This window comes from Billgrantia kenyensis (assembly GCF_013697085.1).
Taxonomy (GTDB): Bacteria; Pseudomonadota; Gammaproteobacteria; order Pseudomonadales; family Halomonadaceae; genus Halomonas; species Halomonas kenyensis.
In genome coordinates, this window is the sequence record NZ_JACEFT010000006.1 from 152,213 (window position 1) to 175,770 (window position 23,558).

Consider the following 23,558-nt stretch of genomic DNA (forward strand, 5'->3'; position numbering starts at 1 on the left):
CCCACCCGACACAAGGAGCCGAGGATGGCGGACGATGTCGGCACACGCCTGCGCGCCCTGCGCACCCTGCGGGGCATCTCCCAGCGCGAACTGGCCAAGCGCTGTGGCGTCACCCACTCCAGCCTGTCGCTGATCGAGCAGGGCAAGGTGAGCCCCTCGGTCAGCTCGCTGAAGAAGATCCTCGATGCCATCCCCATCAGCGTCGGCGACTTCTTCACCCTGGACATGGAGAGCCGCGACCAGGTCTTCTACAGCGCCGACGAGCTGGCCGATGTGGGCAGCGGCGAAGTGGTTTACAAGTTGGTCGGCGCCAACCGTGCCAGCCGGGCACTGGCCTTCATGATCGAGACCTATCCCCCCGGGGCCGACACCGGCCGCGAGATGATCGCCCACCAGGGCGAGGAAGCCGGGGTGGTGCTCGAAGGCGAGATCGAGATCACCATCGGTGCCGAAACACGCCTGCTCGGTCCCGGCGAGGCCTACTACTTCGACACCAACGTACCTCACCGCTTTCGCAATCCCGGCAGTGAGCCCTGCCGCCTGGTGAGCTGCTGCACGCCGGCAGGGGCATTCTGAACTAGCCTCCTTTCAGACGCTCGATCTCTGCGCGCAGCGCCTCGGCCTCCTCGGTGAGCGAGGCGTTGGCGCGCATGTCGCCATTGCGGGAGGCCAGCATCGCCTCCTCCAGTTTTCGCTCATAGGCTTTCTGCAGTCTTGCGGCTGGATCACGCCGAAAGATTCCCCACATGAGCCACCTCCTCCTTTCATCCTGTACAGAAATTTAACGCCACCGGCCCGTACTCCCCCTCGATACCATGACACAAAAACCATGTACATCAGTGCCCTTAAAGAACGAAACCGTAGTGTGGCTGCAGCCAGCATGCACGATTTTTTTCATTCATGGAACGGATTAATTTCAGTTGTACAGTTTTTGTATCGCTTTTAAAGTGCCTGAAGATTCGGCACGCCACTGCCGAGCGACCATTCGCCATGACAAGGAACCAGAAGATGAAGGCACTTACGCCAAGCCTGGCTCGACTCGGCATTCGCTCCCGCCTGCTCGCCGGTTTTTCCGCCGTGCTCGCCCTGATCATCCTGCTCACCGCCATCGGCATCGTGCAGGTGAACCGCATCGATCGCAGCCTCACCACCATCAATGACGTCAATGGTGCCAAGCAGCGCCACGCCATCGACTGGCGCGGCAGCGTACACGATCGCGCGATACTGCTACGCGACATGACCCTGGCCGAATCGCCCGCCGCACTTGCCGCCCTGGAACGCGACTACGATATGCTGGCCGACGACTACCAGCGCGCTGCCAGCGGCATGACGACCGCCATTCAGCTCAGCGCCTCCTCCCGTGAACGCGAACTTCTAGCGGCCATCGAGCACCAGGCCGATACCACACAGCACCTGGCCAGCCAAGTGATGGAGCGTCGCGGTCAAGGAGATGTCACAGCTGCCCGAGAGGTGCTTCTGAGCGAGGCCGGCCCGGCCTTTTTCGCCTGGCTCGACCGCATCAATGACTTCATCGATCACCAGGAAGCCGAGAGTGCAGCCAGTACGGCGCTGGCCCGCGACACTGCCGCCGGCTTCCAGCTACTGATGCTGGCCCTGTGCCTTGCCGCCTTGGTAGTAGGTGCTACCATTGCCTACCTGCTCTCCCGCCAGCTGCTTCGCGAACTGGGCGCCGAGCCCTACGAAGTCAAGGCGTTTGCCGAAGCGATCGGTCGAGGCGAACTGGCCACAGCCGGGCGCCTGAAAGAGAACGACCGCCACAGCATCATGGCGGCTCAGGTCGGCATGGCACGTCAGCTGCAGGAGATCGTGGCCCAGGTTCGCGGCGCCGCCGAAGCGGTAGCCAGCAACAGCGAGCAGATCGCCGAGGGCAATACCGACCTGGCCTCACGTACCCAACAGCAGGCCAGTGCCCTGACCCAGACCGCCTCGGCCATGGAAGAGCTCAACGGCACCGTGGTGCACAACACCGAGAATGCCGGCCAGGCCAGCCGCGAGGCCGAGAACGCTACCGAGACGGCACGCCAGGGTGGCACGGCGGTGGAGCAGATGGCAGCTACCATGAACGAGCTAGATACCAGCTCGAGCGAGATCGCCTCGATCATTTCCACCATTGACGACATCGCCTTCCAGACCAACATCCTGGCCCTCAATGCCTCGGTGGAAGCCGCGCGAGCCGGGGAGCATGGCCGCGGCTTCGCCGTGGTTGCCGCCGAAGTGCGCAAGCTGGCGCAGAAGAGCGCCGATGCCGCCAGCGAGATCAACGAACTGATCACCGGCAACGTGGAGCGCGTGAAGAGCGGTAACGCCCGGGCAGCCGAAGCCCGTCAGGCTACCGAGCAGATCGTCGAGGCCATTGCCCGGGTCAGCCAGCTGATGCGGGAGATCAGTCAGGCCAGCGTCGAGCAGAGCGCCGGCGTGCAGGAAGCCGGCACGGCCGTGGCGGAGATGGACAGGGTCACCCAGCAAAATGCCACCCTGGTGTCAGAGAGCGCCACGGCGGCCAACAATCTGCGCCAACATGCCCGTCAGCTGATGAGCGCCATGGCGGCCTTCCAACTGCCTGCCGGGACTCACTCCGGAGACGGTATGACACAGGTCGACCCAGCTCCCGCCACCAGGCCCATCATGCGTCAGCTGCAGCTCGCCGCCGAGCAGCGCCAGCCTGAGTGGGCCAACTTCTAGGGAACCCGTTAGCCGACAGTCTTCTCTTTAGCCCCGACCGCCCCCGTCCGGCAGCGCCTGGCGGGGGCGCTCGAGCTCCAGCCCGGCCCGCTCGACCAGTTCGGCGGGCAGCTCCTTTTTCACCGCCACCCCCAGTTCCTGGAATTCTGCAGCCTGCTTGATCAGGTTGCCGCGTCCGTTGACCAGTTGCCCCATGGCACGATCGTAGCTGTCGCGGGCGCCGTCGAGCTTTGTCTGCACCTCCTGCATGCTCTCGAGAAACAGCCGCAGTTTGTTGTAGAAGCGCTCGGCGCGATTGGCCAGCTCGGCGCTGTGGCGGCTCTGGTCCTCAAAGCGCCACAGCTGGCGTACCACGTTGAGGCTGGTCAGCAGCGTGGTGGGAGTGGCCACCAGCACGTTGTGCTCGATGGCCCGCTGATAAAGGGTCTCGTCGTGCTTGAGCGCTTCCACGTAAGCCGACTCCACCGGAATGAACATGATCACCACATCCGGCGAGTTGAGGCCCGGCAGGTCGTAGTAGTGCTTGTCGGCCAGCTCGGCGATACGCTCGCCCACCGCCGCGGCATGAGCCGCCAGGGCCTGCCCTCTCTCCACCTCGTCCTCGGCGTTGACGTAGCGAACATAGGCGGCAAGCGAGGTCTTGGCGTCGATCACCAGGTGGCGGCCTTGGGGCAGGTAGACCACCGCATCGGGACGCCGGCGGCCCTCCGCCGTGGCGAAGCTCACCTCGCGCTGGTAATCCTTGTCGGGGCGCAGGCCGGAGCCCTCCAACACGTTCTCCAGCATCAGCTCGCCCCAGTTGCCCTGCACCTTCTTCTGCCCCTGCAACGCCTGGGTCAGGCGCTCGGCCTGATCGGTGATCTCGCGGTTGAGCGCCTGCAGGTGGCGCAGTTCGGCGCGCAGCCCGGCGCGCTGCTCGGTATCGTGGCGGTGAATCGTCTCGACCTTCTCACGAAAGCCCTTCATCTCGGCCTGGATCGGCTGCAGCAGGCCACTGATACGCTGCTGGGAAAGCTCGGAGAAGGCACGTCCCTTGCGCTCGAGGATCTCGTTGGCCAGGTTCTCGAACTCCTGGCGCAGCTGGTCGCGGCTGTCGCGCAACAGCGCCAACTGGGCCTCGAAGTGCTGCTGTTTCTGCTCCAGGGTGGTGGCCAGACGCGCCTCGCTCACCTGCACCTCGCCAAGTCTGTGCTTTGCGTCATCGAGCTGCTGCTCACGCTCGGCGAGCCGCTTTCGCAAGTCATGGTAAAGGGATTCGTACCGCGCCGCCTCGCTGCGCTGCCGTCGTGCAGTGAGCCAGCCGGCCAGGAGGAAGGCGAACAAAAAGGCCAGCAGCGCCGTGAGCGCCATGGCGTAACCAAGGGGAAGCGCGGCCAGCATGGTGGCAAGGTCGGGCACAGGGTGTCTCCAGCAGGCGGTCGTGGCGCCAGTATACCTGCCACGACCGCCCGCTCACCCCCTTCGCCATTCGGCAAGCTTCAGCTTGACTGCAGCGACATCCACACACTCTTCAGTTCGGAGTACTCCTCCAGGCTGTGGTGCGACTTGTCGCGGCCGTTGCCCGACTGCTTGACCCCGCCGAACGGCATGGTCTGGTCGCCCCCGGCCCAGTTGTTGACGAATACCTGACCCGACTGCAGGCGACGCGTCACGCGCATGATGCGGTCGATGTCCTGGCTCCATAGCCCCGCCGCCAAGCCGTAGGGCGTGTCATTAGCCATAGCGATGGCCTCCTCTTCGGTGTCGAAGCCGAACACCGCCAGCACCGGGCCGAAGATCTCTTCGCGGCCGATGGTCATCTGCGCCGTAACGCCGTCGAACACCGTGGGCGGGATGAACAGCCCCGGGCCGTCGATGGCCTTGCCGCCGCTGCGCAGCCGCGCGCCCTCTTCCACGCCCTGGCGGATGTAGTCGAGGATGCGCCGGTGCTGGGTCTCGTCGACGATGGCGCCCATGAAGCTCTGCGGGTCCAGCGGATCACCCGGCTGCATGTTCTCGGCGGCTTTCAATACCCGCTCGACGAAGTCGTCGCGAATCGTGTTCTCCACCAGCAGCCGGGAGCCGGCGATGCACACCTCGCCCTGATTGTGGAAGATCGCCGCGGCGGCGTAGCTGGCCACCTGATCGAGGTTCTTGCAGTCGGCGAAGACGAGATTGGGCGACTTGCCACCGCACTCCAGGTAGACCCGCTTGAGGTTGGACTGCCCGGCGTACTGCATCAGCTGCTTGCCCACCGCGGTGGAGCCGGTGAAGGCCAGGCAGTCGACCTCCATGGAGAGTGCCAGGGCCTTGCCCACGGTGTGGCCGAAGCCCGGCAGCACCTGAAACACCCCGCGCGGGATGCCCGCCTCCTGGGCCAGTTGGGCCAGGCGCAGCGCCGACAGCGGCGACTTCTCCGAGGGCTTGAGGATCACGCTGTTGCCGGCGGCCAGCGCCGGGGCGATCTTCCAGGCGGTCATCATGAGCGGGAAGTTCCACGGCACGATGGCCGCCACCACGCCGATGGGCTCGCGCAGCACCAGGGCCAGGGAATCCTCGCCGGTGGGGGCTACCTCGCCGTAGAGCTTGTCGATGCACTCCGCCTGGTAGCGGAGGCAGGCGATGGCGCCGGCCATGTCGCCCAGCGAGCTCGAGATGGGCTTGCCCATGTCGAGGGTATCGATCAGCGCCAGTTCGTGCTTGTTGGCCTCCATCAGATCGGCCAGGCGCAGCAGGGTCTTTTTGCGCTTGCCCGGCGCCATACGCGACCAGGCGCCGTCGGCGAAGGCCCGGCGCGCCACCGCCACGGCGCGTTCGGCATCGGGCTCGTCGCAGCTGGCCACCTGGGCCAGGGTCTCGCCGGTGGCGGGATTGATCGAGACGAAGGTGTCACCGCTTGCGGCCGCGACGAAGCTGTCGTCGATGAAGGCCCGTGATTCGACGGCGAGCTCGGCGGCCCGGGCCTGCCAGTCGGCCAGGGTGCGGGGGAATGACGTACGGCTCACGATGGGGTCTCCTCAGTGATGGGTGCTTGGGCGGCGCATTTTCCTTTACCCAGCCGCCGGGCGGTCTCGTCCAGCGCGGCGCCGGCCAGGCGGACCAGCTCGTCGATCTCGGCGCGGGAGATCACCAGCGGCGGCGAAATGATCATCGTATCACCCACCGAGCGCATCACCAGGCCAAGATCGAAGCAGATGTCGCGGCACAAGGTGCCGACAGCGAGCCCCTTGTCGAAGCGCTCGCCGGTGTCTGGGTCGATCAGCTCCAGCGCCCCGATCAGCCCCAGCGAGCGCACCTCGCCCACCAGGGAGTGATCGGCCAGGGTGGCCCAGCGCTCGGCGAGATAGGGCCCGATGTCGTCACGCACCCGCTCTACGATGCCCTCGGCCTGCATCAGCTCGAGATTCTTCAGCGCCACGGCGGCACAGGCCGGGTGCCCCGAATAGGTGAAGCCGTGGAAGAACTCGCCGCCGCGCTCGATCAGGGTGTCGGCGACGCGGTCGCCCACCAGCACGCCGCCGATGGGCAGGTAGCCGGAAGATAACCCCTTGGCGATGGGCATCAAGTCGGGCTTCAGATCGTAGTGAAGGCTGCCGAACCACTCCCCCAGGCGGCCGAAGCCACAGATCACCTCGTCCATCACCAGCAGGATATCGTACCTGGCCAGCACCTCCTTGACGGCCGGCCAGTAGCTTTGCGGTGGGATGATGGCACCGCCCGCCCCCTGCACCGGCTCGGCGATGAAGGCGGCAACGTTCTCCTCGCCGAGCTCCAGAATCTTCGCCTCCAGGGCCGCGGCGCATTCGCGGCCGAACGCTTCCGGGCTGGTATCGCGCCCTTCGTCAAACCAATAGGGCTGGCGCACATGGGCGATCTTGGGTACCAGAGGGCCGCCCTGGGCATGCATCGGCGCCATGCCGCCAAGGCTCAGGCCGGCAACGGTAGAACCGTGGTAGGCATTCTCCCGCGCGATCACCCACTGCTTGTCGGGCTTGCCCTCGAGCGCCCAGTAGCGACGCACCATGCGCAGCACCGTGTCGTTGGCCTCGGAGCCCGAGCCGGTGAAGAACACCCGGTTCATGTGCGCCGGCGCCAGCCGGCACAGCGCCTCGGCCAGCTTGACCGCCGGCGGGTGGGTGCTCTTGAAGAAGTTGTTGTAGTAAGGCAGTTCCCGCAGCTGTACGGTGGCGGCCTCGACCAGTTCCTCGCGGCCGTAACCCAGGTTGACGCACCACAGCCCGGCCATGGCGTCGAGGATGCGGTTGCCCTCGCTGTCATGGATGTAGACCCCCTCGGCGTGGGTGACGATACGGCTGCCCTCCTCCCCCAGGGCCTTGAAGTCGGTGAAGGGGTGCAGGTGGTGGTCACGGTCGAGCCGACGATACGCTTCGGTGCTCATGATATCTCCTCGCCGGCAGCCAGCGCCTCGGTCGGCGCCCCGCGTCTCGCGCAGTGCTCGTGACAGGCGTCGGCGAAGCCGTTGAACAGGGCGTCATAAACAGGGTGTTCCCGCGGCTGCCATTCGGGATGCCACTGCACGGCCAGGGCGTACCCCGGCGCCCCGGCCACCGACACCGCCTCGATCAAGCCGTCCGGCGCACGCGCCTCCACGGCAAGCCCTTCGCCCAGCCGTTCGATGCCCTGCTGGTGCAGCGAATTGACCCGCGCTTGCGGCTCGGGATACAGCGCAGCCAGGCGGCCGCCGGGCACGATCTCGATGTCGTGGGCCGGCGCATAGCGAGTGGCGTAGTCGGCTTGCGGCTCGCGGTGGTCGGCCAGGCCGGGCACGTTCTGCACCGCCTGGTGGAGGGTGCCGCCATAGGCCACGTTGATCTCCTGGAAGCCGCGACAGATGCCCAGCAGCGGCAGGCCACGGGCGACGGCGGCAGGTATCCAGGCCAGGGCAGCGGCGTCGCGGTGCAGGTCGTCGAGGGTGTTCTCCGGCGCCCGCTCGGCGCCATAGCGTGCGGGCTCGACGTTGGAGTAGCTGCCGGTGAGCAGCAGGCCATCCAGGTGGGCGAGCAGGTCGCCGTCGACGGCATCCTGCCATACGGGAAGCACCACCGGGGCCAGGCCGTAGGCGCGAAGCGCGCTGAGGTACTTGTCGGTCACTACGTGGGCGGGATGCCCTTCCACTTCTCGACGGCAGGCGATGACACCTACCAGCGGACGGCTCGGCATATCGGCCTCCTCGAATGAAACAACGGCGATGAAATGTTGATTAAACTTTCCATCAAAGCGAGAAAAAAATCCAGCCAAACGCAAAAAACTCACAAATCATCAGGAAATTTCGCGATTTCTCTGGATTCAGACGCGCCAGTTTCGTAAAGGATTTGACAACAGCGGCGGCGCATCGAAAGATAGACGCAGCCAACGCTTAGACACGACATCAAAGAGGCCACCATGCCGTCGCTCAGCGCCGATCACGCCGAGGAGTTTCTTGCTCGCCACCCCCACATCGACAGCATCGATCTGTTGATCAGCGACCTCAACGGGGTAATGCGGGGCAAGCGCATTCCATGCGGCAAGCTGGCCCAGGTCTGCCAGTCCGGCGTCAACCTGCCAGCCTCGGTCTTCGCCCTGGACATCAACGGCCATACCATCGAAGCCACCGGCCTGGGCCTTGCCATCGGCGACAGCGACCGGGTCTGCCGGCCCCTGGCGGGCAGCCTGATGCCGTCACCATGGCTGCGCGGCGGTCGTCAGGCGCAGCTGCTGATGACCATGGTGGAACCCGACGAAACGCCCTTCTTCGCCGATCCGCGCCAGGTGCTGAGGCGCCAGCTGGAGCGCTTACGCGAACGCGGCCTCACCCCCGTAGCCGCCGTGGAGATGGAGTTCTACCTGCTGGACCGCGAGCGCACCCCGGAGGGGCTGATCCAGCCGCCGTGCTCGCCCCGCAACGGCGAGCGCGCCACCCAGAGCCAGCTCTACTCCATCGGGGAACTCGACGAGTACGCCGACTTTCTCGACGACGTGCACCGGGCCGCCGAATGCCAGGGGCTGCCGCTGGACACGACGCTGAAGGAGTGCGCGCCGGGCCAGTTCGAGATCACGCTCAGCCACTGCAACGATGTGCTCAAGGCCTGCGACAGTGCCGTGCTACTCAAGCGCCTGATCAAGGGCGTGGCGCTCAATCACGGCTTCGAGGCCACCTTCATGGCCAAGCCCTACGGCCTCGAGGCCGGCAACGGCACCCACGTGCACCTGAGCCTGCTGGACGACGGTGGACGCAATGTCTTCGCCGCCGAAAATGCTGACCCACTGGGCAGCGAGACCCTGCACCGGGCCATCGCGGGGCTGCTCGAGCTGATGCCGGCCAGCATGGCGATCTGTGCCCCCAACCTCAATTCGTTCCGCCGCTTCCAGCCCGGCCTCTACGTGCCCATGACCCCCACCTGGGGCTTCGACAACCGCTCGGTGGCCCTGCGCATCCCCTCGGGTGACAACGCGGCAAGGCGCATCGAGCATCGCGTCGCCGGTGCCGACGTCAACCCCTACCTGCTGCTCGCCGTACTGCTGGCCGGCATCGACTACGGTATCGACCGTCAGCTGGAGCCGCCCGCACCGGTGGAAGGCAACGCCTACGAGCAGTTCGAGCCCACCCTGACCAACAGCTGGCAGCAGGCCCTCGACCTGCTCGAGGCGAGCGAACCACTCAAGGCTGCCCTGGGCAGCAATTTCATCCATGTCTTCCTGGCCAATCGTCGGGCCGAGCGCGAACTGGCCATGCAGACGGTGAGCCGGCTGGAGTACGACTGGTACCTACGCCACGTTTGACGCAGCCGGCCTGACCGGGACAGGCGGCAAGCCGCCATATGACGCCCCGGCCTGAGCCGGGGCAATGCAGGAAACGATAACGCGAGAGGAATCAACCGTCCGTGCTGGCCAGCGGCAGGTCCCAGCGCGGCTGGCCCTCGTCGAGCAGCACGCGATCGCCCTGGGGCCGGCGATCCAGCCGCGACACCTCACTTAGCTCGCCGTGACGCCAGGTCACGTCGTAACCGACGGTCTCCTCGGAGCTGTCCACGACGGTGTGACACTGACGCTGGGTGGTGGTGTAGGTCTGGGTCTGGTTGGCCTCGATGCGACCCTGGATCTCGCGCCCGGCGTAGCCGCCCCCGACCGCCCCGGCCACGGTGGCCAGCGTCTTGCCACTGCCGCCGCCCACCTGGTTGCCAAGCAGCCCGCCCACCACGGCCCCCGCCGCGGTGCCGGCGATCCGATGAGGGTCACGGCTGGGCGCCTGGGCCTGCTGCTGCACCACCACGTCCTCACATACCTCACGTGGCGTCTCGACGCTGCGAGTCACCGGCTGTACCGCCACGACCTCGGCAAACTGAGGACCGCTCTCGACCGGATCCGTCCCCTGCTGCACCTGCCATGCGCCGAATGCCAGGCCGCCCAGGCCCAGCACGCTCAGCGTGGTTCCGACCACGATAGACTTGTTCATGACACTCCTCCTGCAGGACGCGACGCGCCCCGGGCTGACAAGGCTCGGCTCGATACGATGTGGAGGAGAGACGCAGGGCGGCGACTCCATGCCGCCCATGGGATAGCTTCAGTATACGGCGTCGAGACAAGGCGATGAGCGCAACGCAGCGGCTTTCACGTTTTTTGTCCCGGTGTCCGCTCGCGGCGACACTCACCAGCCGAGCCGGTCCCGCGTGGCGTAGTACCAGGCCCCCAGCGCCGAGAGCGGCACTCGCAGCAGCCGCCCGCCGGGGAACGGCAGATGCGGCAAACCGGCGAAGGCATCGAAGCGCTCGCTGTCGCCGCGCATCACCTCGGCGATCAGCCGGCCCGCCAGATGCGAGCACGTCACCCCGTGGCCCGAGTAGCCCTGGGCGTAGTAGACGTTGGCGTTGAGCCGACCGAACTGGGGCAGCCGATTCAGCGTCATCAGGAAGTTGCCGCTCCAGGCATAGTCGATGCGGACGTCGGCAAGCTGGGGAAAGGTCTTGAGCATCTTGGGCCGGATCACCGCGCTGATGTCCGTCGGATCCTGCCCGCCGTAGTTGACCCCGCCGCCGTAGAGCAGGCGGCCGTCAGCAGTAAAACGGTAGTAATCGAGCAGGTAGTTGCAGTCCTCCACCGCCATGTCGTTGGGAATCAGCTCGCGGCGCAGTGCGTCCGGCAACGGCTCGGTGGTGACGATCTGGGTGCCGCAGGGCATCGACTTGCCCTCCAGCTCCGGCAGCACCCCTTGCAGGTAGGCGTTACCGGCCATCACCACGCGCCGGGCGCGCACGCTGCCACGCGGGGTGGTCAGCGTCACCGTCTCGCCGTGACGCACCCCGGTGACCGGCGACTGCTCGTGAATGACGCCGCCCAGAGACTCGAAGGCGGCTGCCTGACCCAGCACCAGATTGAGCGGGTGCAGGTGGCCACCGGAGTGGTCCACCAGGGCACCGGTGTAGCGCTCGCTGCCGACCTCGCGCTGGCAGGCCTCGCCCTCCAGCAGCTCGAGCTCGCGGTTGCCGAACCGCTCCCACAGCGACTTGTGCTCGCGCAGCCCCTCGAGCTGCTTGCGATTACAGGCGGCGAACAGATTGCCGTTCTTGAGATCGCAGGCGAGGGCGTACTGGCGGATGCGCTCGCGAATGATGCGATTGCCCTCGAAGGCCATGTCGCCCAGGGCGCGGGCGGTCTCGGTACCGTACTTGGCCTCGATCACGTCCATGTCGCGGCTGTAGCTGTTGACGATCTGACCGCCGTTGCGCCCCGAGGCGCCGAAGCCGACCCTCGCAGCTTCGAGCACCACCACTTCGTGCCCCTGCTCGGCGAGGTGCAGCGCCGAGGAGATCCCGGTGAAGCCTGCCCCCACCACGCACACCTCGCACTCGATGTCGCCTGCGAGGGCGTGGCGCTCGGGTGCCGGATTGGCCGTGGCGGCATAGTAGGACGCCACATGCTCGGCGTTGGCACTGCTCGACATAACTACCTCACACTCAACGAAAAGGTTATTTACCGGCCGTGATGTCCTGCAACATCGCCTGCCTGCGCTTGGCCTCGCTGCGCCGCATCAGGTACCAAGCGATGAAAGTGGCCAGCGACACTGCCAGGATGATCAGCGTGGCCAGGGCATTGATCTTGGGGGACACGCCCAGACGCACCGAGGAGAACACCACCATGGGCAGCGTGGTGGCGCCGGGGCCGGAAACGAAGCTGGCGATCACCAGATCATCCAGCGAGAGGGTGAATGCCAACAGCCAGCCGGCGGCCAGCGCCGGCGCGATCACCGGCAGGGTGATCTGGAAGAAGGTGCGCACCGGTGGAGCACCAAGATCCATGGCCGCCTCCTCGATGGAGAGGTCCACTTCACGCAGGCGCGAGGCCACCACCACCGCCACGTAGGCACTGCAGAAGGTGGTATGGGCGATCCAGATGGTGACCATACCACGATCCGTTGGCCAGCCGATCAGTTGTGCCATGTGCACGAACAGCAGCAGTAGCGACAGCCCGGTGATCACCTCTGGCATCACCAGTGGCGCGGTAACCATGCTGGAGAGCGCGGTCTTGCCACGAAATCGGGCAAAGCGAACCATCACGAAGGCGGCCAGGGTGCCCAGGCAAACCGCCATGGAGGCCGAGAAAAAGGCAATCCGCAGGCTGGTCCAAACCGCCGAGAGGATCTGCTGGTCGCGAAACAGCTCCACATACCAGCGCGTCGAGAACCCGGCCCATACGGTGACCAGGCGCGACGCGTTGAAGGAGTAGATCACCAGGATGATCATCGGCAAATAGAGGAACAGCAGGCCGACGATCAGCATCACGGTGGTGAAGGATGGCTTGCGCATGGTCACTCCTCCAGCTCGCGGGACTGATAGCGGTGGAACAGGGCGATGGGAATGATCAGGATCGCCAGCATGACCATCGCCAGCGCCGAGGCTACCGGCCAGTCTCGGTTGTGGAAAAACTCTTCCCACAGCACCTTGCCGATCATCAGGGTGTTGGGCCCGCCGAGCAGCTCCGGTATCACGTACTCCCCTACTGCCGGGATGAACACCAGCATCGAGCCGGCGATGATACCGCCTTTCGACAGCGGCAAAGTCACGGTGAGGAAGGTATTGATCTTGCGCGACCCCAGGTCCGAGGCAGCTTCCAGCAGAGAGGCATCGAGGCGCGTCAGGTTGGCATAGAGCGGCAGCACCATGAACGGCAGGTAGGCATAGACGATGCCCAGGATCACCGCGAAATTGGTATTGAGCATGCGGATTGGCGAATCGATCAGCCCAGCCCAGATCAACAGGTTATTGACCAGGCCATTGTTGCTGAGGATCCCCATCCAGGCATAGACACGGATCAGGAAGGAGGTCCATGACGGCAACATCACCAGCAGCAGCAGCACCAGCTGCAGGTGGACCGGGGCACGGGCCATGGCATAGGCCATGGGGTAGCCGAGCAGCAGGCACAGCACGGTAGCCAGCAGCGCGATCTTCACCGACCCCCAGTAGGCCGAGACGTAGAGCGAGTCGGTGGCCAGGAACAGGTAGTTGCTGAACGTCACGACGACATTCAGCGTCTCGTGGGCGTAATCGAAGATGGGGCTGAAGGGCGGCACCGCAATGGCCGCCTCGGAGAGGCTGATCTTGAGCACGATGCCGAACGGCAGCAGAAAGAACAGCGTCAGCCACAGCAGCGGCGCGGCGATGACCCAACCGCGACCGGGCTTGAGCCACCGTCGCAGGCGAACGATACGGTTGGTCATGAGTTATCCCCTGGCTCCGGCGATGGCTCAGTCGTGCAGAATCACTGGACTCTGCTCGTCCCAGTAGATATACACCGGCTCATCCCAGCGCGGACGGTCACCGCGGCGCTCGGTGTTGGCCATGCTGGCCTTGATCAATTGGCCGCTCTCGATGCGCACGAAATAGACGGAAAAGCCGCCCAGGTAAGCAATATCCTCGACGACACCCGCCGCCCAGTTGAATTCCCCCTGGGGACGCTCACGGGTCAGCCAGGTCTTCTCGGGGCGCACGGCAACCCAAACCCGTCGCTCATCGGCCTGGGTCGTGACACCGTGACCGATCCGAACCCCTCGCCCCAGGGCCGGGCCGTCGACGATGCAGTGATCGGCCTCATCGACCACGATCTCACCCTCGATCAGGTTCACCGTACCGACGAACTCGGCCACCATGCGGCTGGCAGGGCTCTCGTAGACATCCATTGGCGTGCCGACCTGAGCGATCCAGCCATCCGACATGATGGCCACCCGATCGGCCATGGTCATGGCCTCCTCCTGGTCGTGGGTGACCATGATGCAGGTCACCCCCACCCGTCCCAGGATCTGCACCACCTCGAGCTGCATTTCGGTGCGCAGTTTCTTGTCCAGCGCCCCCATCGGCTCGTCGAGCAACAACAGCTTGGGCCGCTTGGCCAGCGAGCGCGCCAGAGCCACGCGCTGGCGCTGCCCACCCGAGAGCTGATGCGGCTTGCGTCGGGCATAGGCCTCCATGTGCACCAGCTTGAGCATCTCGGCCACCCGCTCTTCGATCTCCCGGCGCGGCAGGCGGTCCTGCTTGAGGCCGAAGGCGATGTTCTGTGCCACCGTCATGTGTGGAAACAGCGCGTAAGACTGAAACATCATGTTGATCGGCCGCTCATAGGGTGGCATGGCGGTAATGTCTTCGCCGTCGAGCACAATCTGTCCTTCGCTGGGCTTCTCGAAGCCGGCCAGTATGCGCAGCAGCGTCGACTTGCCCGAGCCGGACCCGCCCAGCAAGGCGAAGATCTCGCCACGACGGATCGACAGACTGACATCATCCACCGCCAGCACACCGTCGAAACGCTTGCTGACCCGGCGGATCTCCATCAGTCCTGATTCACGTGCCGGGCGCGGCTTACCAGGCGTCGTGGCGGCGGCCTGTTGGCGCTCGCCAGGACTGCCCGGAGGCACCGTGGTATGGGGTTGGACCCGGGTTTGCTCCATCACCGCACTCCTCTAGCCAGACAGCAGCACGCCGGCTCCGAAAAGCCGGCGTGAACAGCTCAGATACCGGACTTCACCCGGTTCCATACCCGCGTGCGCACGCGCTGCACGGCCAGCGGTTTTTCCTCGGCAACGTAGAGGTTATCCATCACCTCCTGGTCGGGGTAGATGGCCGGGTCATTGAGGATATCGGGGTCGAGGAACTCGTTGGCGGCGATGTTGGGGTTGGCATACACCACGTATTCGGTGATGGCGGCGGCGACCTCGGGCTCGAGAATGAAGTTGATGAAGGCGTGGGCGTTATCGGGATTCGGTGCATCGGCCGGGATCGCCATCATGTCGAACCACAGTGCCGCGCCCTCCTTGGGAATGGCGTAGGCGATAGTGAAGTCCCGCCCGGCCTCCTCGGCCCGGTCGGCGGCCTGGAAGACATCGCCCGAATACCCCGCCGCCACGCAGATGTCGCCGTTGGCCAGGTCGGAGATGTAGCGCGACGAGTGGAAGTAGGTGATGTTGTCGCGCACCGCCGCGATCAGATCGCCGGCCGCTTCCAGGTCGGCCGTCTCTTCGGAGAGCGGAGAGAGCCCCAGGTAGGCCATGGCCGGCGAGAGCATTTCGTCACCCGAATCGAGCATGGAGATCCCGCAACCGCCCTCGCGCAGCGCCGTGGTCACCTCGGGGTCGAAGATCAGCGCCCAGGAGTCGAGCGGCGCATCCTCACCCAGGATATCGGTCACCCGCTCCACATTATAGCCGATGCCGTTGGTCCCCCACATGTAGGGGATGGAGTAGCGGCTGCCGGGATCGATGAACTCGAGGTCATCCATCAGCTCGGGGTTGAGGTTGACCATATTGGGCAGTTTGTCGTGATCGAGCTCCAGGTAGACCCCGGCACTGACCTGGCGGGTAAGGTAGTGGTTGGACGGGACCACCACGTCATAGCCGGAGCGGCCCGCAAGCATGGCGGCATCGAGCACCTCATTGCTGTCGTAGACGTCGTAGATGACGCGAATGCCGGTGGCCTCGGTGAACTTCTCCAGGGTGTCCGATGCAATATAGTCGGACCAGTTGTAGACCCGCACCTCGTTGGCCTGGGCGGCAGTTACGGTCATGGCCAGTGAAGCCAGGCCGACGGCCAGAGACAGCTTGCGTTGGAAGGACATGATGGCACCTCTTGTCTGCATTGTTTTTCGTCTGCCCGGCACGACGTTCCGGGCGTCTTTCCCTGCTTGTTTACCACACCCCTGCAGGAGGCCAGGCCGGCGGCGTGCCGCTCACTCCAGCGTCCCAAGCCCTGACGTCCAGCCCCCGGCAGTGGGAACTAGACGCTCAGCAGCAGGAACTCCCTCTCCCACGAGCTGATGACTTTCTTGAAATTCTCGTTCTCCACGCGCTTGACCGCGACGTAGCCGGTCACGAAGCGGTGCCCCATGTAGCGCTCCAGCTCGGCACAGTTTTCCATCCGCTCCAGCGCCTGCTCGAGGGTGAACGGCAGGCGCAGGTTGCGACGCTCGAAGGCACGGCCCTGCACCGGCGCAGAGGGATTGAGCTGCTGCATCATGCCCAGGTAACCACACAGCAGGCTCGCCGCGATGGCCAGGTAGGCATTGGCGTCGGCGCCCGGCAGGCGATTCTCGATGCGTCGGTTCTGCGGTGTCGAATCGGGCACCCGCAGCCCGCAGGTGCGGTTCTCCTCACCCCACTCGACGTTGACCGGCGCCGAGGTGTCGGGCAGGAAACGGCGGAACGAGTTGACGTTGGGCGCCATCAGCGGCAGTGCCTCGGGGATGAAACGCTGCATGCCGCCGATGTGATGCAGGAACAGCTGGCTCATCGAGCCGTCCTCGTTGGCGAAAACGCTCTTCCCCGTCGTGGCATCCAGCACGCTCTGGTGAATGTGCATGGCACTGCCGGGTTCGTTGGTGATCGGCTTGGCCATGAAGGTCGCCACCACATCGTGCTTGAGCGCCGCCTCGCGCAGGGTACGCTTGAACAGGAAGACCTGGTCGGCCAGAGTCAGCGGGTCGCCGTGACGGAAGTTGATCTCCATCTGGGCGGTGCCCTCCTCGTGGATCAGGGTGTCGATATCCAGCCCCTGAGCCTCGCACCAGTCGTACATGTCCTCGAACAGCGGATCGAACTCGTTGGCCGCATCGATGGAGAATGACTGCCTGCCGGTCTCCTGGCGCCCGCTGCGCCCGATGGGCGGCTGTAGCGGCAGGTCGGGATCTTCGCAGCGCTTGGTCAGATAGAACTCCATCTCCGGCGCCACCACCGGCTTCCAGCCCTGCTCGGCATAGAGCGCAAGGACCCGCTTCAACTGATTGCGACAGGAGAGCTCGATGGGATTGCCCATCTTGTCGTAGCAGTCGTGGATCACCTGGGCAGTGGGCTCGAGTACCCAGGGGACCGGATAGACCGCCGAGATGTCAGGCCGACAGAGCATGTCGATGTCGGCAGGATCGAGCAGCGAGTAGTAGAGTTCATCCTCCACATAGTCGCCGGTCACGGTCTGCAGCAGCACACTCTCGGGCAGGCGCATGCCCTTCTCGGCCATGAATTTGGACACGGGCGTGATCTTGCCCCGGGCGATGCCGGTGATATCGCTGACCAGACACTCCACCTCGGTGATGCGTCGCTCCTTCAGCCAGCTTTCCAGGTCTTTCATGGGAACCTCGTCGCGGCCCTTCCCGGGCATTTCATTCGTTATAGACGATCGCGTAGCTTGTAGAACGTAGTCGCCAGCACCAGCAGCGGGGTACGCAGGCGCTGGCCGCCGGGGAACCGGCGATGGGGCATGGCGGCAAAGACATCGAAACGTTCGCTTTGGCCGGCAATGGCCTCGGCCATCAATTGACCGGCCAGCCCGGCCAGCGCCATGCCGTGCCCCGAATACCCCTGGGCATAGTAGATATTGCTGCCGAGGCGGCCGAAATCCGGTGCACGATTGAGCGTGATCGCCACATCACCGCCCCAACGGTAGTCGATACGCACACCCTTCAGCACCGGAAACAGGCGGGCGATCTTGGCATCCATGCGCTGCTGAAGGCCTCGAGGCTCCCGCCCATCGTAGCTGACTTCGCCACCATAGATCAGGCGCTTATCGGCAGAAAGGCGATAGTAGTCGAGAACGAAATTGGCGTCGGACAGGGCATCGTTGTGCGGCAGAACCTGGGCGGCTCGCTCCTCGCCCAGCGGCTCGGTGGCAACGATATAATTGGCCGCCCGCATGATGCGTCCTTCGAGTTCCGTCAGCAGGCAACCCAGATAAGCATTGGCGCCCACCACGACGAAGTCGGCAATGATTTCGCCTTGCGACGTTTGCACGGCGGCCGGCTGGCCACGGCGGATGGACAGCGCCGGGCTATGCTCGTGAATCGATACGCCAGCCCGCTGGGCGGCCCGCGCCAGTCCCAGGGTGAAGTTGAGCGGATGCAGGTGGCCACCCTCGTGGTCGAAGAGAGCACCGGGATAGGCACCGGTGACGACCCGCTCACGCAACGCCTGGCCTTCAAGCCAGTCGAGCGCCTCGTAGCCATAATCCTTGGCCATCCGCTCCTGAAACTGACGCAGCTCACGCACATGACGCGGTTTTACCGCGGCGTGCAGGTAGCCCCAGGCAAGGTCGCAGGGAATGGCATGGCGTTCGATCAGCTCCGCCGTGAGATTCACCGCCTCGCGGCTCATCTCCCACACATCACGGGCGCGTTCGCGGCCCAGGGCGCGCTCCACGGTGGCGATATCCGTGCCCAGGCCAGGCAGGATCTGGCCGCCGCTGCGACCGGACGCACCAAAGCCCAGTTCATGCGCCTCGAGCAGGGCTACCGAATAACCGCGCTCAGCCAAGTGTAGAGCAGCGGATAAGCCGGTGATGCCGCCACCGATGACACAGATGTCGAAGCGCTGCTGCCCACCCTGACGCGGGCATGGCTGGTCGAGGCGCACCCTCAGGGAGTCGCGATAATAGGAAGCGGGGCTTGTGATTTGGGTGGCAGCGGCCATGCAGCGAAATCCTGGGGCAGTGAAAGAGCCTCGACATATGCGACTAGTCTGGCATCAAACCGCCGTAGAATGTCAAGTATTTCATAACACCCTACTTCCACCAGGCCAGACGCCCAGCCGTACCAGGCACCAAGCCGCAAGCCTCAAGTATGGAGCCTGATAGTCAAGGCAAGCCCTGCGGCGAAGAGCGATGTCGCTTACCACCCCCGGATCGATGTCAAAAAAGCACCACCACGCGGGACTCAGCGGCCTCCACAGACGGAGCAGGCGGGGTCGCGTGGCACATGGTAGTGTCGCCACTGGCCACGCAGGCCGTCGAAGGTAGAGAGCCCTCGGTGCGGATTGCCGGCGCCACTGAGCAACTTGATCGCCTCCAGAGCCTGGAAGCTGCCGATCAGCCCCACCAGGGGTGCTACCACGCCGCTCTCCGCGCAGGAGAGGGCCTCGTCTCCGCTACCGTCCGGCGGGTAGAGACAGGCGTAGCAGGGCGAGGCATCATCACGCGGATCGAAGACCGCCAGCTGCCCGGAGAAGCGGATCGCGGCTCCCGAAACCAGCGGGATCCCGGCATGGTGACAGGCGGCATTGATGGCATAGCGGCTCGAGAAGCGATCGGTGCAGTCGAGCACCAGGTCGACGCTGGCCACCACGGCCTCGAGTGTCTCTCCGGCGAGGTGCTCCTCGATCACGCGGACGTCGCAGTCTGGATTGAGTCCCGAGGCCGCCTCGCGCGCGGAGCGTGCCTTGTTCCTTCCCAGGTCCGCCATGCCGTGGGCAATCTGTCTCTGCAGGTTGGAGAGCTCGACCTCGTCGGCATCGGCCAGGGTCAGGTGGCCCACCCCGGCGGCAGCCAGGTAAAGTGCCACCGGCGAGCCCAGCCCACCTGCGCCTACCACCAATACCCGCGAGGCCAGCAGGCGCTCCTGCCCCTCGATGTCGATCGCCTCCAGCATGATCTGCCGGCTATAGCGCAACAGTGCCTCGTCGTTCATGCTCATTACTTGCCTTCGAGCTCCTCGATGTCGGGTACGTAGAGCGAGAACTCCTCCTTGACCTCTTCCATCACCACATAGCTCTTCGACTCCTTGACTCCGGGAAGGGTCAACACCACATCGCCGAGCAGCTGTCGATAGGCCGACATCTCGGGGATACGACACTTGAGGATATAGTCGAACTGCCCCGAGACCAGGTGGCACTCCTGGATCTGCGGCAGCCGGGACACGGCACGGCGGAACTCATCGAACACGGCCGGCGACTGGGTCTCGAGGCTGATCTCGACGAATACGAGCAGGTTGGCCTTGAGCGAGCGCGGGTCGAGTACGGCCTTGTAGCCGCGAATGACCCCGGACTTTTCGAGACGCTTGACACGCTCCAGGCATGGCGTGGTGGAAAGTCCGACCTGGGCGGCCAGGTCGACGTAGGAGATGCGGGCATTTTCCTGCAAGCAGCGCAGGATCTTGAGGTCGATACGATCGAGTGAGCGAGTCCGGGATTTCATTATAGTGTCGAGAAAGCCAAATCAGAGTGAGTGAAGCGTCGTCATGCCAGCACATCGACCTGAAAAAAGCGCGAATAACAGCAGCGGTGCTGGTGTTCGGTCACACAAACATGCCGACATTTGGAATTATTTCCTGAATAGATGTACCACAGCGACGGCTGCCCCTCCAGTACGCTCCACTCAACGCTGACAGCACCATCGGCCGAAGGTGACACGGCCTCGTCCTCCCAAATCGCATCGGCCGCCAACCTCGACATACCCGCACTCTTCGAGCAGTTGGCGCACGGCCTCGGCCTGGTCATGGCCATGCTCCATGACCAACCAGCCACCAGGCTCGAGATGCACCATGCCTCCCCGTGCCAGGTGACGCAGATCGGCCAAGCCCTTCTCCGCCGACACCAATGCGCTCGTGGGCTCGAAACGCACGTCTCCCTGCATCAAATGAGGGTCGCCCGGCTCGATGTAGGGAGGGTTGGAGGCGATGAGGGTAAAGCGCTCCCGGCCCAGCGCCGAGAACCAATCGCTACGCAGAAAGCGTGCGTTGGCCATACCCAGTCGCCGTGCATTCGATTCGGCAAGTGCTGTTGCCTCGGGCACCCGGTCGACCCCCAACACCTCCCAGTCGGGCCGCTCGCTGGCAAAGGCCAGCGCGACGGCACCGGTTCCGGTGCCCAGGTCGAGCAGCCGGCCTGGCACAGCGCCGGCCAGTTCGAGCAGCACCTCGACCAGGGTTTCGGTATCCGGGCGCGGGATGAGGGTATGCGGCGACGTGGCCAGGGCCAGCCCCCAGAACTCACGCTGCCCGGTGAGATAAGCCACGGGATGGCCCACCGCGCGAGCTGCCACCAGGGCCTCGAAGCGAGCTCGACGGAAGGTGTCGACCTGATGATCGCTCCAGGTATAGAGCCAGGTGCGATCGACGTCGAGCACATGACACAGCAGCACTTCGGCATCGAGCCGGGGGCTGGGAGAACCTGAGCCGGCGAGGCGCATGGCAGCCCGGGCCAGCAGCGCATCGAGACGCATCAGGCTTCCTGCTGCAACGCCGCAAGCTGCTCGGCCTGGTGCTCGTGAATCAGGGGGTCGAGCACTTCGTCGAGCTCACCGGACATGACCTCGCCCAGCTTGTAGAGAGTGAGGTTGATACGGTGATCGGTCAGGCGCCCCTGGGGGAAGTTGTAGGTGCGGATGCGCTCACTACGGTCGCCCGAGCCCACCAGGCTTCGTCGCGTATCGGCCTGTTCGCGCTGGCGGCTATCCACCGCGCTCTGCTTGAGCCGGGCAGCCAGCAACGACATCGCCTTGGCGCGGTTCTTGTGCTGGCTGCGCTCCTCCTGGCACTCCACCACGACGCCGGTGGGCAGGTGAGTGATGCGAATCGCCGAGTCGGTCGTGTTGACGTGCTGGCCCCCGGCACCGCTGGAGCGAAAGGTGTCAACCCGCAAGTCCCCAGGATTGATATCGACGTCGCCAACCTCATCGGCTTCGGGCATCACCGCCACGGTACAGGCGGACGTATGGATACGGCCCTGGGACTCCGTCGCCGGAACCCGCTGCACCCGGTGAGCCCCCGACTCGAACTTGAGCCGAGCGTAGACGCCCTCGCCCTTCACTCGCGAAATCAGCTCCTTGTATCCGCCCTGCTCGCCGTGACTGGCGCTGATCACTTCGACTTTCCAGCCCTGCTTCTCGGCATAGCGGGAGTACATGCGGAACAGGTCGCCGGCGAACAGTGCCGCTTCATCACCGCCGGTGCCGGCACGAATCTCGAGGAAGACATTGCGCCCGTCGTCGGGGTCGCGTGGCAGCAGCAGCTGCTTGAGCTGCACTTCCAGCATTTCCAGGCGCTCACGCCTCTCCTCCAGCTCCATCTGGGCCAGCTCACGCATATCGGCGTCACTATCATCGATCAGCAGCTTGGCGGACTCGAGGTCGCCCTCGGTCGAACGGTAGTCTCGCCAGGCTTCGACCAGGGACTCGAGTTCGGCATATTCGCGTGAGTAGTCGCGGAAGCGAGGCTGGTCGCTTATCACCTCGGGCTCCGCCAGCAGGGCGGCGAGCTCCTCGAAGCGTTCGACGAAGCCATCGAGACGCTGGCGTAGGGTCGCTTTCATGGCGTGTCCTGTCAGGGTTTCGTTGATGAGGGGGCCAACAGCAGCGACTCGGCGGCGCTCAGCAAGTCGCGCCGCTCACTGCCCGACGCTTCGCGCAGGGCCACCGTAGGCTGATGCAACAGTCGGTTGGTGAGCTGATGCGCCAGCAGGCGAACCACTTCTTCGGGGTCCTCGCCGCGTGCCAGCCTCGCCATGGCCTGACGCTCGGAGAGCTCGCGCAGCTCTGCGGCCCGATCGCGGTAGCGGCGAATCAGCTCGCCACCACTGCGAATGCGCCGTTCATGCAGCCAGACGTGCACGCCGTGCTCGATCAGCGCTTCCGCCTGATCTGCCGCGGCCTGGCGGTGGCGCCGATTCTCCTGAATCACCTCATTGAGGTCATCGACCGTGTACAGGAAGATATCGTCGAGATCGCCCACCTCGGGTTCGATGTCTCGGGGAACCGCTATGTCGACCATGAAGATCGGACGATGGCGGCGCTTCTTCAGCGCCCGCTCCGCCATGCCCTTGCCCAGGATCGGCAGCGGCGCAGCGGTGGAGGAAATCACGATATCGGAGCGAACCAGAGCCTCGGGAATCTCATTGAGCGAAATCGCCTCGGCATTGAACTCCCCGGCCAGCAGCTCGGCACGCTCTCGCGTGCGGTTGGCCACGATCATGTTGCGAACCCCGGCCTCGCGCAGATGGCGCGCCACCAGCTCGATGGTTTCACCGGCGCCGATCAACAGTGCCCGGGAGCGTCCGAAGTCATCGAAGATGCGGCTGGCCAGGCTCACTGCGGCGTAGGCAACCGAAACCGGATTCTGGCCGATGCCGGTACGCGTACGTACCTGCTTGGCCACCGCAAAGGTGTGCTGAAACAGAAGCTCCAGCTCCCCCCCCAGGCCGCTCACCTGGCGCGCCGACTGATAGGCATCCTTGAGCTGGCCGAGTATCTGGGGCTCGCCCAGCACCATCGAATCGAGACCGACGGCAACGCGCATCAAGTGACGTGCGGCTTCATGGTCCAGATAGTGGTAGGCGCACGGCGTGAGATCGTTGAGCGCCAACCCATGAAAGTGGCTCAACCAGTCGAGGATGGTGCGCTCGCCGCTGGGCTCGGTAACGCAGTAGAGCTCCGTACGGTTGCAGGTCGAGAGCACTGCCGCCTCGTGCACCTGGGGCATGTGGCGCAGTTGGGTCAGCGCCGACTCCAGTTGAGTGGGCGTGAAGGCGACCCGCTCTCGCACCGCGACAGTGGCCGTCCTGTGGTTGATTCCAAGAGCAAGAAGCGTCATGCGTTAAGCGTCTTCGGTGATGTCGGCCGGCGGCACCGTAGGTAAATGAAAAA

21 protein-coding genes are annotated in these 23,558 nt (G+C 64.8%); 3 read left to right on the forward strand and 18 right to left on the reverse strand.

Annotated elements, in window-relative coordinates; translation table 11 throughout:
* Window positions 1–24: 24 nt before the first annotated feature.
* A complete protein-coding gene (locus H1D44_RS07875) occupies window positions 25–576 on the forward strand; it encodes a cupin domain-containing protein (protein WP_181514292.1) in 552 nt (183 codons plus the stop codon).
* Between the two features lies 1 nt (window position 577).
* Here H1D44_RS07875 and H1D44_RS07880 read toward each other — a convergent pair whose 3' ends face one another.
* Entirely contained in the window at window positions 578–748 is a 171-nt protein-coding gene (locus tag H1D44_RS07880) for a DUF6435 family protein (RefSeq protein WP_181514293.1), read from the reverse strand.
* 260 nt (window positions 749–1,008) lie between these two features.
* On the opposite strand from H1D44_RS07880, the gene H1D44_RS07885 reads away from it, so the two are divergent.
* Complete coding sequence (locus H1D44_RS07885; protein WP_181514294.1) at window positions 1,009–2,703, forward strand: methyl-accepting chemotaxis protein; 1,695 nt, start codon at window positions 1,009–1,011, stop codon at window positions 2,701–2,703.
* Between the two features lie 27 nt (window positions 2,704–2,730).
* Here H1D44_RS07885 and H1D44_RS07890 read toward each other — a convergent pair whose 3' ends face one another.
* The 4 genes from H1D44_RS07890 to H1D44_RS07905 form a co-directional block, all read right to left on the reverse strand.
* Entirely contained in the window at window positions 2,731–4,101 is a 1,371-nt protein-coding gene (locus H1D44_RS07890; RefSeq protein ID WP_238984441.1) for a DNA recombination protein RmuC, read from the reverse strand.
* Between the two features lie 80 nt (window positions 4,102–4,181).
* Window positions 4,182–5,687, reverse strand: coding sequence for an aldehyde dehydrogenase (locus tag H1D44_RS07895; protein ID WP_238984442.1), 1,506 nt, complete (start codon window positions 5,685–5,687; stop codon window positions 4,182–4,184).
* A complete protein-coding gene (locus H1D44_RS07900; protein WP_181514295.1) occupies window positions 5,684–7,081 on the reverse strand; it encodes an aspartate aminotransferase family protein in 1,398 nt (465 codons plus the stop codon). Before H1D44_RS07900 ends, H1D44_RS07895 begins: the two co-directional genes overlap by 4 nt.
* On the reverse strand, window positions 7,078–7,863 hold the full coding sequence (locus tag H1D44_RS07905; protein ID WP_181514296.1) for a gamma-glutamyl-gamma-aminobutyrate hydrolase family protein: 786 nt from the start codon (window positions 7,861–7,863) through the stop codon (window positions 7,078–7,080). Before H1D44_RS07905 ends, H1D44_RS07900 begins: the two co-directional genes overlap by 4 nt.
* A 222-nt stretch (window positions 7,864–8,085) precedes the next feature.
* Here H1D44_RS07905 and H1D44_RS07910 point away from each other — a divergent pair, with 222 nt between their 5' ends.
* Window positions 8,086–9,462 (forward strand): glutamine synthetase family protein, encoded by a 1,377-nt coding sequence (locus H1D44_RS07910; protein ID WP_181514297.1) that lies wholly within the window; start codon window positions 8,086–8,088, stop codon window positions 9,460–9,462.
* Between the two features lie 91 nt (window positions 9,463–9,553).
* On the opposite strand, the gene H1D44_RS07915 is transcribed toward H1D44_RS07910, so the two are convergent.
* The 13 genes from H1D44_RS07915 to hemA form a co-directional block, all read right to left on the reverse strand.
* Window positions 9,554–10,135: a glycine zipper 2TM domain-containing protein gene (locus tag H1D44_RS07915; RefSeq protein ID WP_181514298.1), complete on the reverse strand. Its 582-nt coding sequence runs from the start codon at window positions 10,133–10,135 to the stop codon at window positions 9,554–9,556.
* Window positions 10,136–10,327: 192 nt separating this feature from the next.
* Window positions 10,328–11,620, reverse strand: a complete 1,293-nt coding sequence (locus tag H1D44_RS07920) for an NAD(P)/FAD-dependent oxidoreductase (protein ID WP_181514299.1) — start codon at window positions 11,618–11,620, stop codon at window positions 10,328–10,330.
* Window positions 11,621–11,645: 25 nt separating this feature from the next.
* Window positions 11,646–12,482: an ABC transporter permease subunit gene (locus tag H1D44_RS07925; RefSeq protein WP_238984443.1), complete on the reverse strand. Its 837-nt coding sequence runs from the start codon at window positions 12,480–12,482 to the stop codon at window positions 11,646–11,648.
* 2 nt (window positions 12,483–12,484) lie between these two features.
* Window positions 12,485–13,393: an ABC transporter permease subunit gene (locus H1D44_RS07930; RefSeq protein ID WP_181514300.1), complete on the reverse strand. Its 909-nt coding sequence runs from the start codon at window positions 13,391–13,393 to the stop codon at window positions 12,485–12,487.
* Between the two features lie 27 nt (window positions 13,394–13,420).
* Window positions 13,421–14,497, reverse strand: a complete 1,077-nt coding sequence (locus H1D44_RS07935; protein ID WP_238984444.1) for an ABC transporter ATP-binding protein — start codon at window positions 14,495–14,497, stop codon at window positions 13,421–13,423.
* A gap of 176 nt (window positions 14,498–14,673) precedes the next feature.
* Window positions 14,674–15,777: a polyamine ABC transporter substrate-binding protein gene (locus H1D44_RS07940; RefSeq protein ID WP_181514302.1), complete on the reverse strand. Its 1,104-nt coding sequence runs from the start codon at window positions 15,775–15,777 to the stop codon at window positions 14,674–14,676.
* Between the two features lie 158 nt (window positions 15,778–15,935).
* A complete protein-coding gene (locus H1D44_RS07945; RefSeq protein ID WP_181514303.1) occupies window positions 15,936–17,282 on the reverse strand; it encodes a glutamine synthetase family protein in 1,347 nt (448 codons plus the stop codon).
* Window positions 17,283–17,320: 38 nt separating this feature from the next.
* Entirely contained in the window at window positions 17,321–18,616 is a 1,296-nt protein-coding gene (locus H1D44_RS07950; protein WP_181514304.1) for an NAD(P)/FAD-dependent oxidoreductase, read from the reverse strand.
* A 242-nt stretch (window positions 18,617–18,858) separates the two neighbouring features.
* The gene (locus H1D44_RS07955; RefSeq protein ID WP_181514338.1) at window positions 18,859–19,608 is read right to left on the reverse strand and encodes a HesA/MoeB/ThiF family protein; all 750 of its coding nucleotides are present in this window, start codon (window positions 19,606–19,608) and stop codon (window positions 18,859–18,861) included.
* Between the two features lie 5 nt (window positions 19,609–19,613).
* Window positions 19,614–20,114, reverse strand: coding sequence for a winged helix-turn-helix transcriptional regulator (locus H1D44_RS07960; RefSeq protein ID WP_181514305.1), 501 nt, complete (start codon window positions 20,112–20,114; stop codon window positions 19,614–19,616).
* 180 nt (window positions 20,115–20,294) lie between these two features.
* Window positions 20,295–21,140 (reverse strand): peptide chain release factor N(5)-glutamine methyltransferase, encoded by an 846-nt coding sequence (prmC, locus tag H1D44_RS07965; RefSeq protein WP_181514306.1) that lies wholly within the window; start codon window positions 21,138–21,140, stop codon window positions 20,295–20,297.
* Window positions 21,140–22,228 (reverse strand): peptide chain release factor 1, encoded by a 1,089-nt coding sequence (prfA, locus tag H1D44_RS07970; RefSeq protein WP_181514307.1) that lies wholly within the window; start codon window positions 22,226–22,228, stop codon window positions 21,140–21,142. Before prfA ends, prmC begins: the two co-directional genes overlap by 1 nt.
* 11 nt (window positions 22,229–22,239) lie before the next feature.
* Entirely contained in the window at window positions 22,240–23,505 is a 1,266-nt protein-coding gene (gene hemA, locus H1D44_RS07975) for a glutamyl-tRNA reductase (protein ID WP_181514308.1), read from the reverse strand.
* Window positions 23,506–23,558: the final 53 nt, after the last annotated feature.

What these genes read in the sequence shown, in the direction of transcription:
- H1D44_RS07875 (WP_181514292.1), top strand. Translation starts at nt 25, where the DNA reads ATGGCGGACGATGTCGGCACACGCCTGCGCGCCCTGCGCACCCTGCGG.
- H1D44_RS07880 (WP_181514293.1), bottom strand. Translation starts at nt 748, where the DNA reads ATGTGGGGAATCTTTCGGCGTGATCCAGCCGCAAGACTGCAGAAAGCC.
- H1D44_RS07885 (WP_181514294.1), top strand. Translation starts at nt 1,009, where the DNA reads ATGAAGGCACTTACGCCAAGCCTGGCTCGACTCGGCATTCGCTCCCGC.
- H1D44_RS07900 (WP_181514295.1), bottom strand. Translation starts at nt 7,081, where the DNA reads ATGAGCACCGAAGCGTATCGTCGGCTCGACCGTGACCACCACCTGCAC.
- H1D44_RS07905 (WP_181514296.1), bottom strand. Translation starts at nt 7,863, where the DNA reads ATGCCGAGCCGTCCGCTGGTAGGTGTCATCGCCTGCCGTCGAGAAGTG.
- H1D44_RS07910 (WP_181514297.1), top strand. Translation starts at nt 8,086, where the DNA reads ATGCCGTCGCTCAGCGCCGATCACGCCGAGGAGTTTCTTGCTCGCCAC.
- H1D44_RS07915 (WP_181514298.1), bottom strand. Translation starts at nt 10,135, where the DNA reads ATGAACAAGTCTATCGTGGTCGGAACCACGCTGAGCGTGCTGGGCCTG.
- H1D44_RS07920 (WP_181514299.1), bottom strand. Translation starts at nt 11,620, where the DNA reads ATGTCGAGCAGTGCCAACGCCGAGCATGTGGCGTCCTACTATGCCGCC.
- H1D44_RS07925 (WP_238984443.1), bottom strand. Translation starts at nt 12,482, where the DNA reads ATGCGCAAGCCATCCTTCACCACCGTGATGCTGATCGTCGGCCTGCTG.
- H1D44_RS07930 (WP_181514300.1), bottom strand. Translation starts at nt 13,393, where the DNA reads ATGACCAACCGTATCGTTCGCCTGCGACGGTGGCTCAAGCCCGGTCGC.
- H1D44_RS07935 (WP_238984444.1), bottom strand. Translation starts at nt 14,497, where the DNA reads ATGGAGATCCGCCGGGTCAGCAAGCGTTTCGACGGTGTGCTGGCGGTG.
- H1D44_RS07940 (WP_181514302.1), bottom strand. Translation starts at nt 15,777, where the DNA reads ATGTCCTTCCAACGCAAGCTGTCTCTGGCCGTCGGCCTGGCTTCACTG.
- H1D44_RS07945 (WP_181514303.1), bottom strand. Translation starts at nt 17,282, where the DNA reads ATGAAAGACCTGGAAAGCTGGCTGAAGGAGCGACGCATCACCGAGGTG.
- H1D44_RS07950 (WP_181514304.1), bottom strand. Translation starts at nt 18,616, where the DNA reads ATGGCCGCTGCCACCCAAATCACAAGCCCCGCTTCCTATTATCGCGAC.
- H1D44_RS07955 (WP_181514338.1), bottom strand. Translation starts at nt 19,608, where the DNA reads ATGAACGACGAGGCACTGTTGCGCTATAGCCGGCAGATCATGCTGGAG.
- H1D44_RS07960 (WP_181514305.1), bottom strand. Translation starts at nt 20,114, where the DNA reads ATGAAATCCCGGACTCGCTCACTCGATCGTATCGACCTCAAGATCCTG.
- prmC (WP_181514306.1), bottom strand. Translation starts at nt 21,140, where the DNA reads ATGCGTCTCGATGCGCTGCTGGCCCGGGCTGCCATGCGCCTCGCCGGC.
- prfA (WP_181514307.1), bottom strand. Translation starts at nt 22,228, where the DNA reads ATGAAAGCGACCCTACGCCAGCGTCTCGATGGCTTCGTCGAACGCTTC.
- hemA (WP_181514308.1), bottom strand. Translation starts at nt 23,505, where the DNA reads ATGACGCTTCTTGCTCTTGGAATCAACCACAGGACGGCCACTGTCGCG.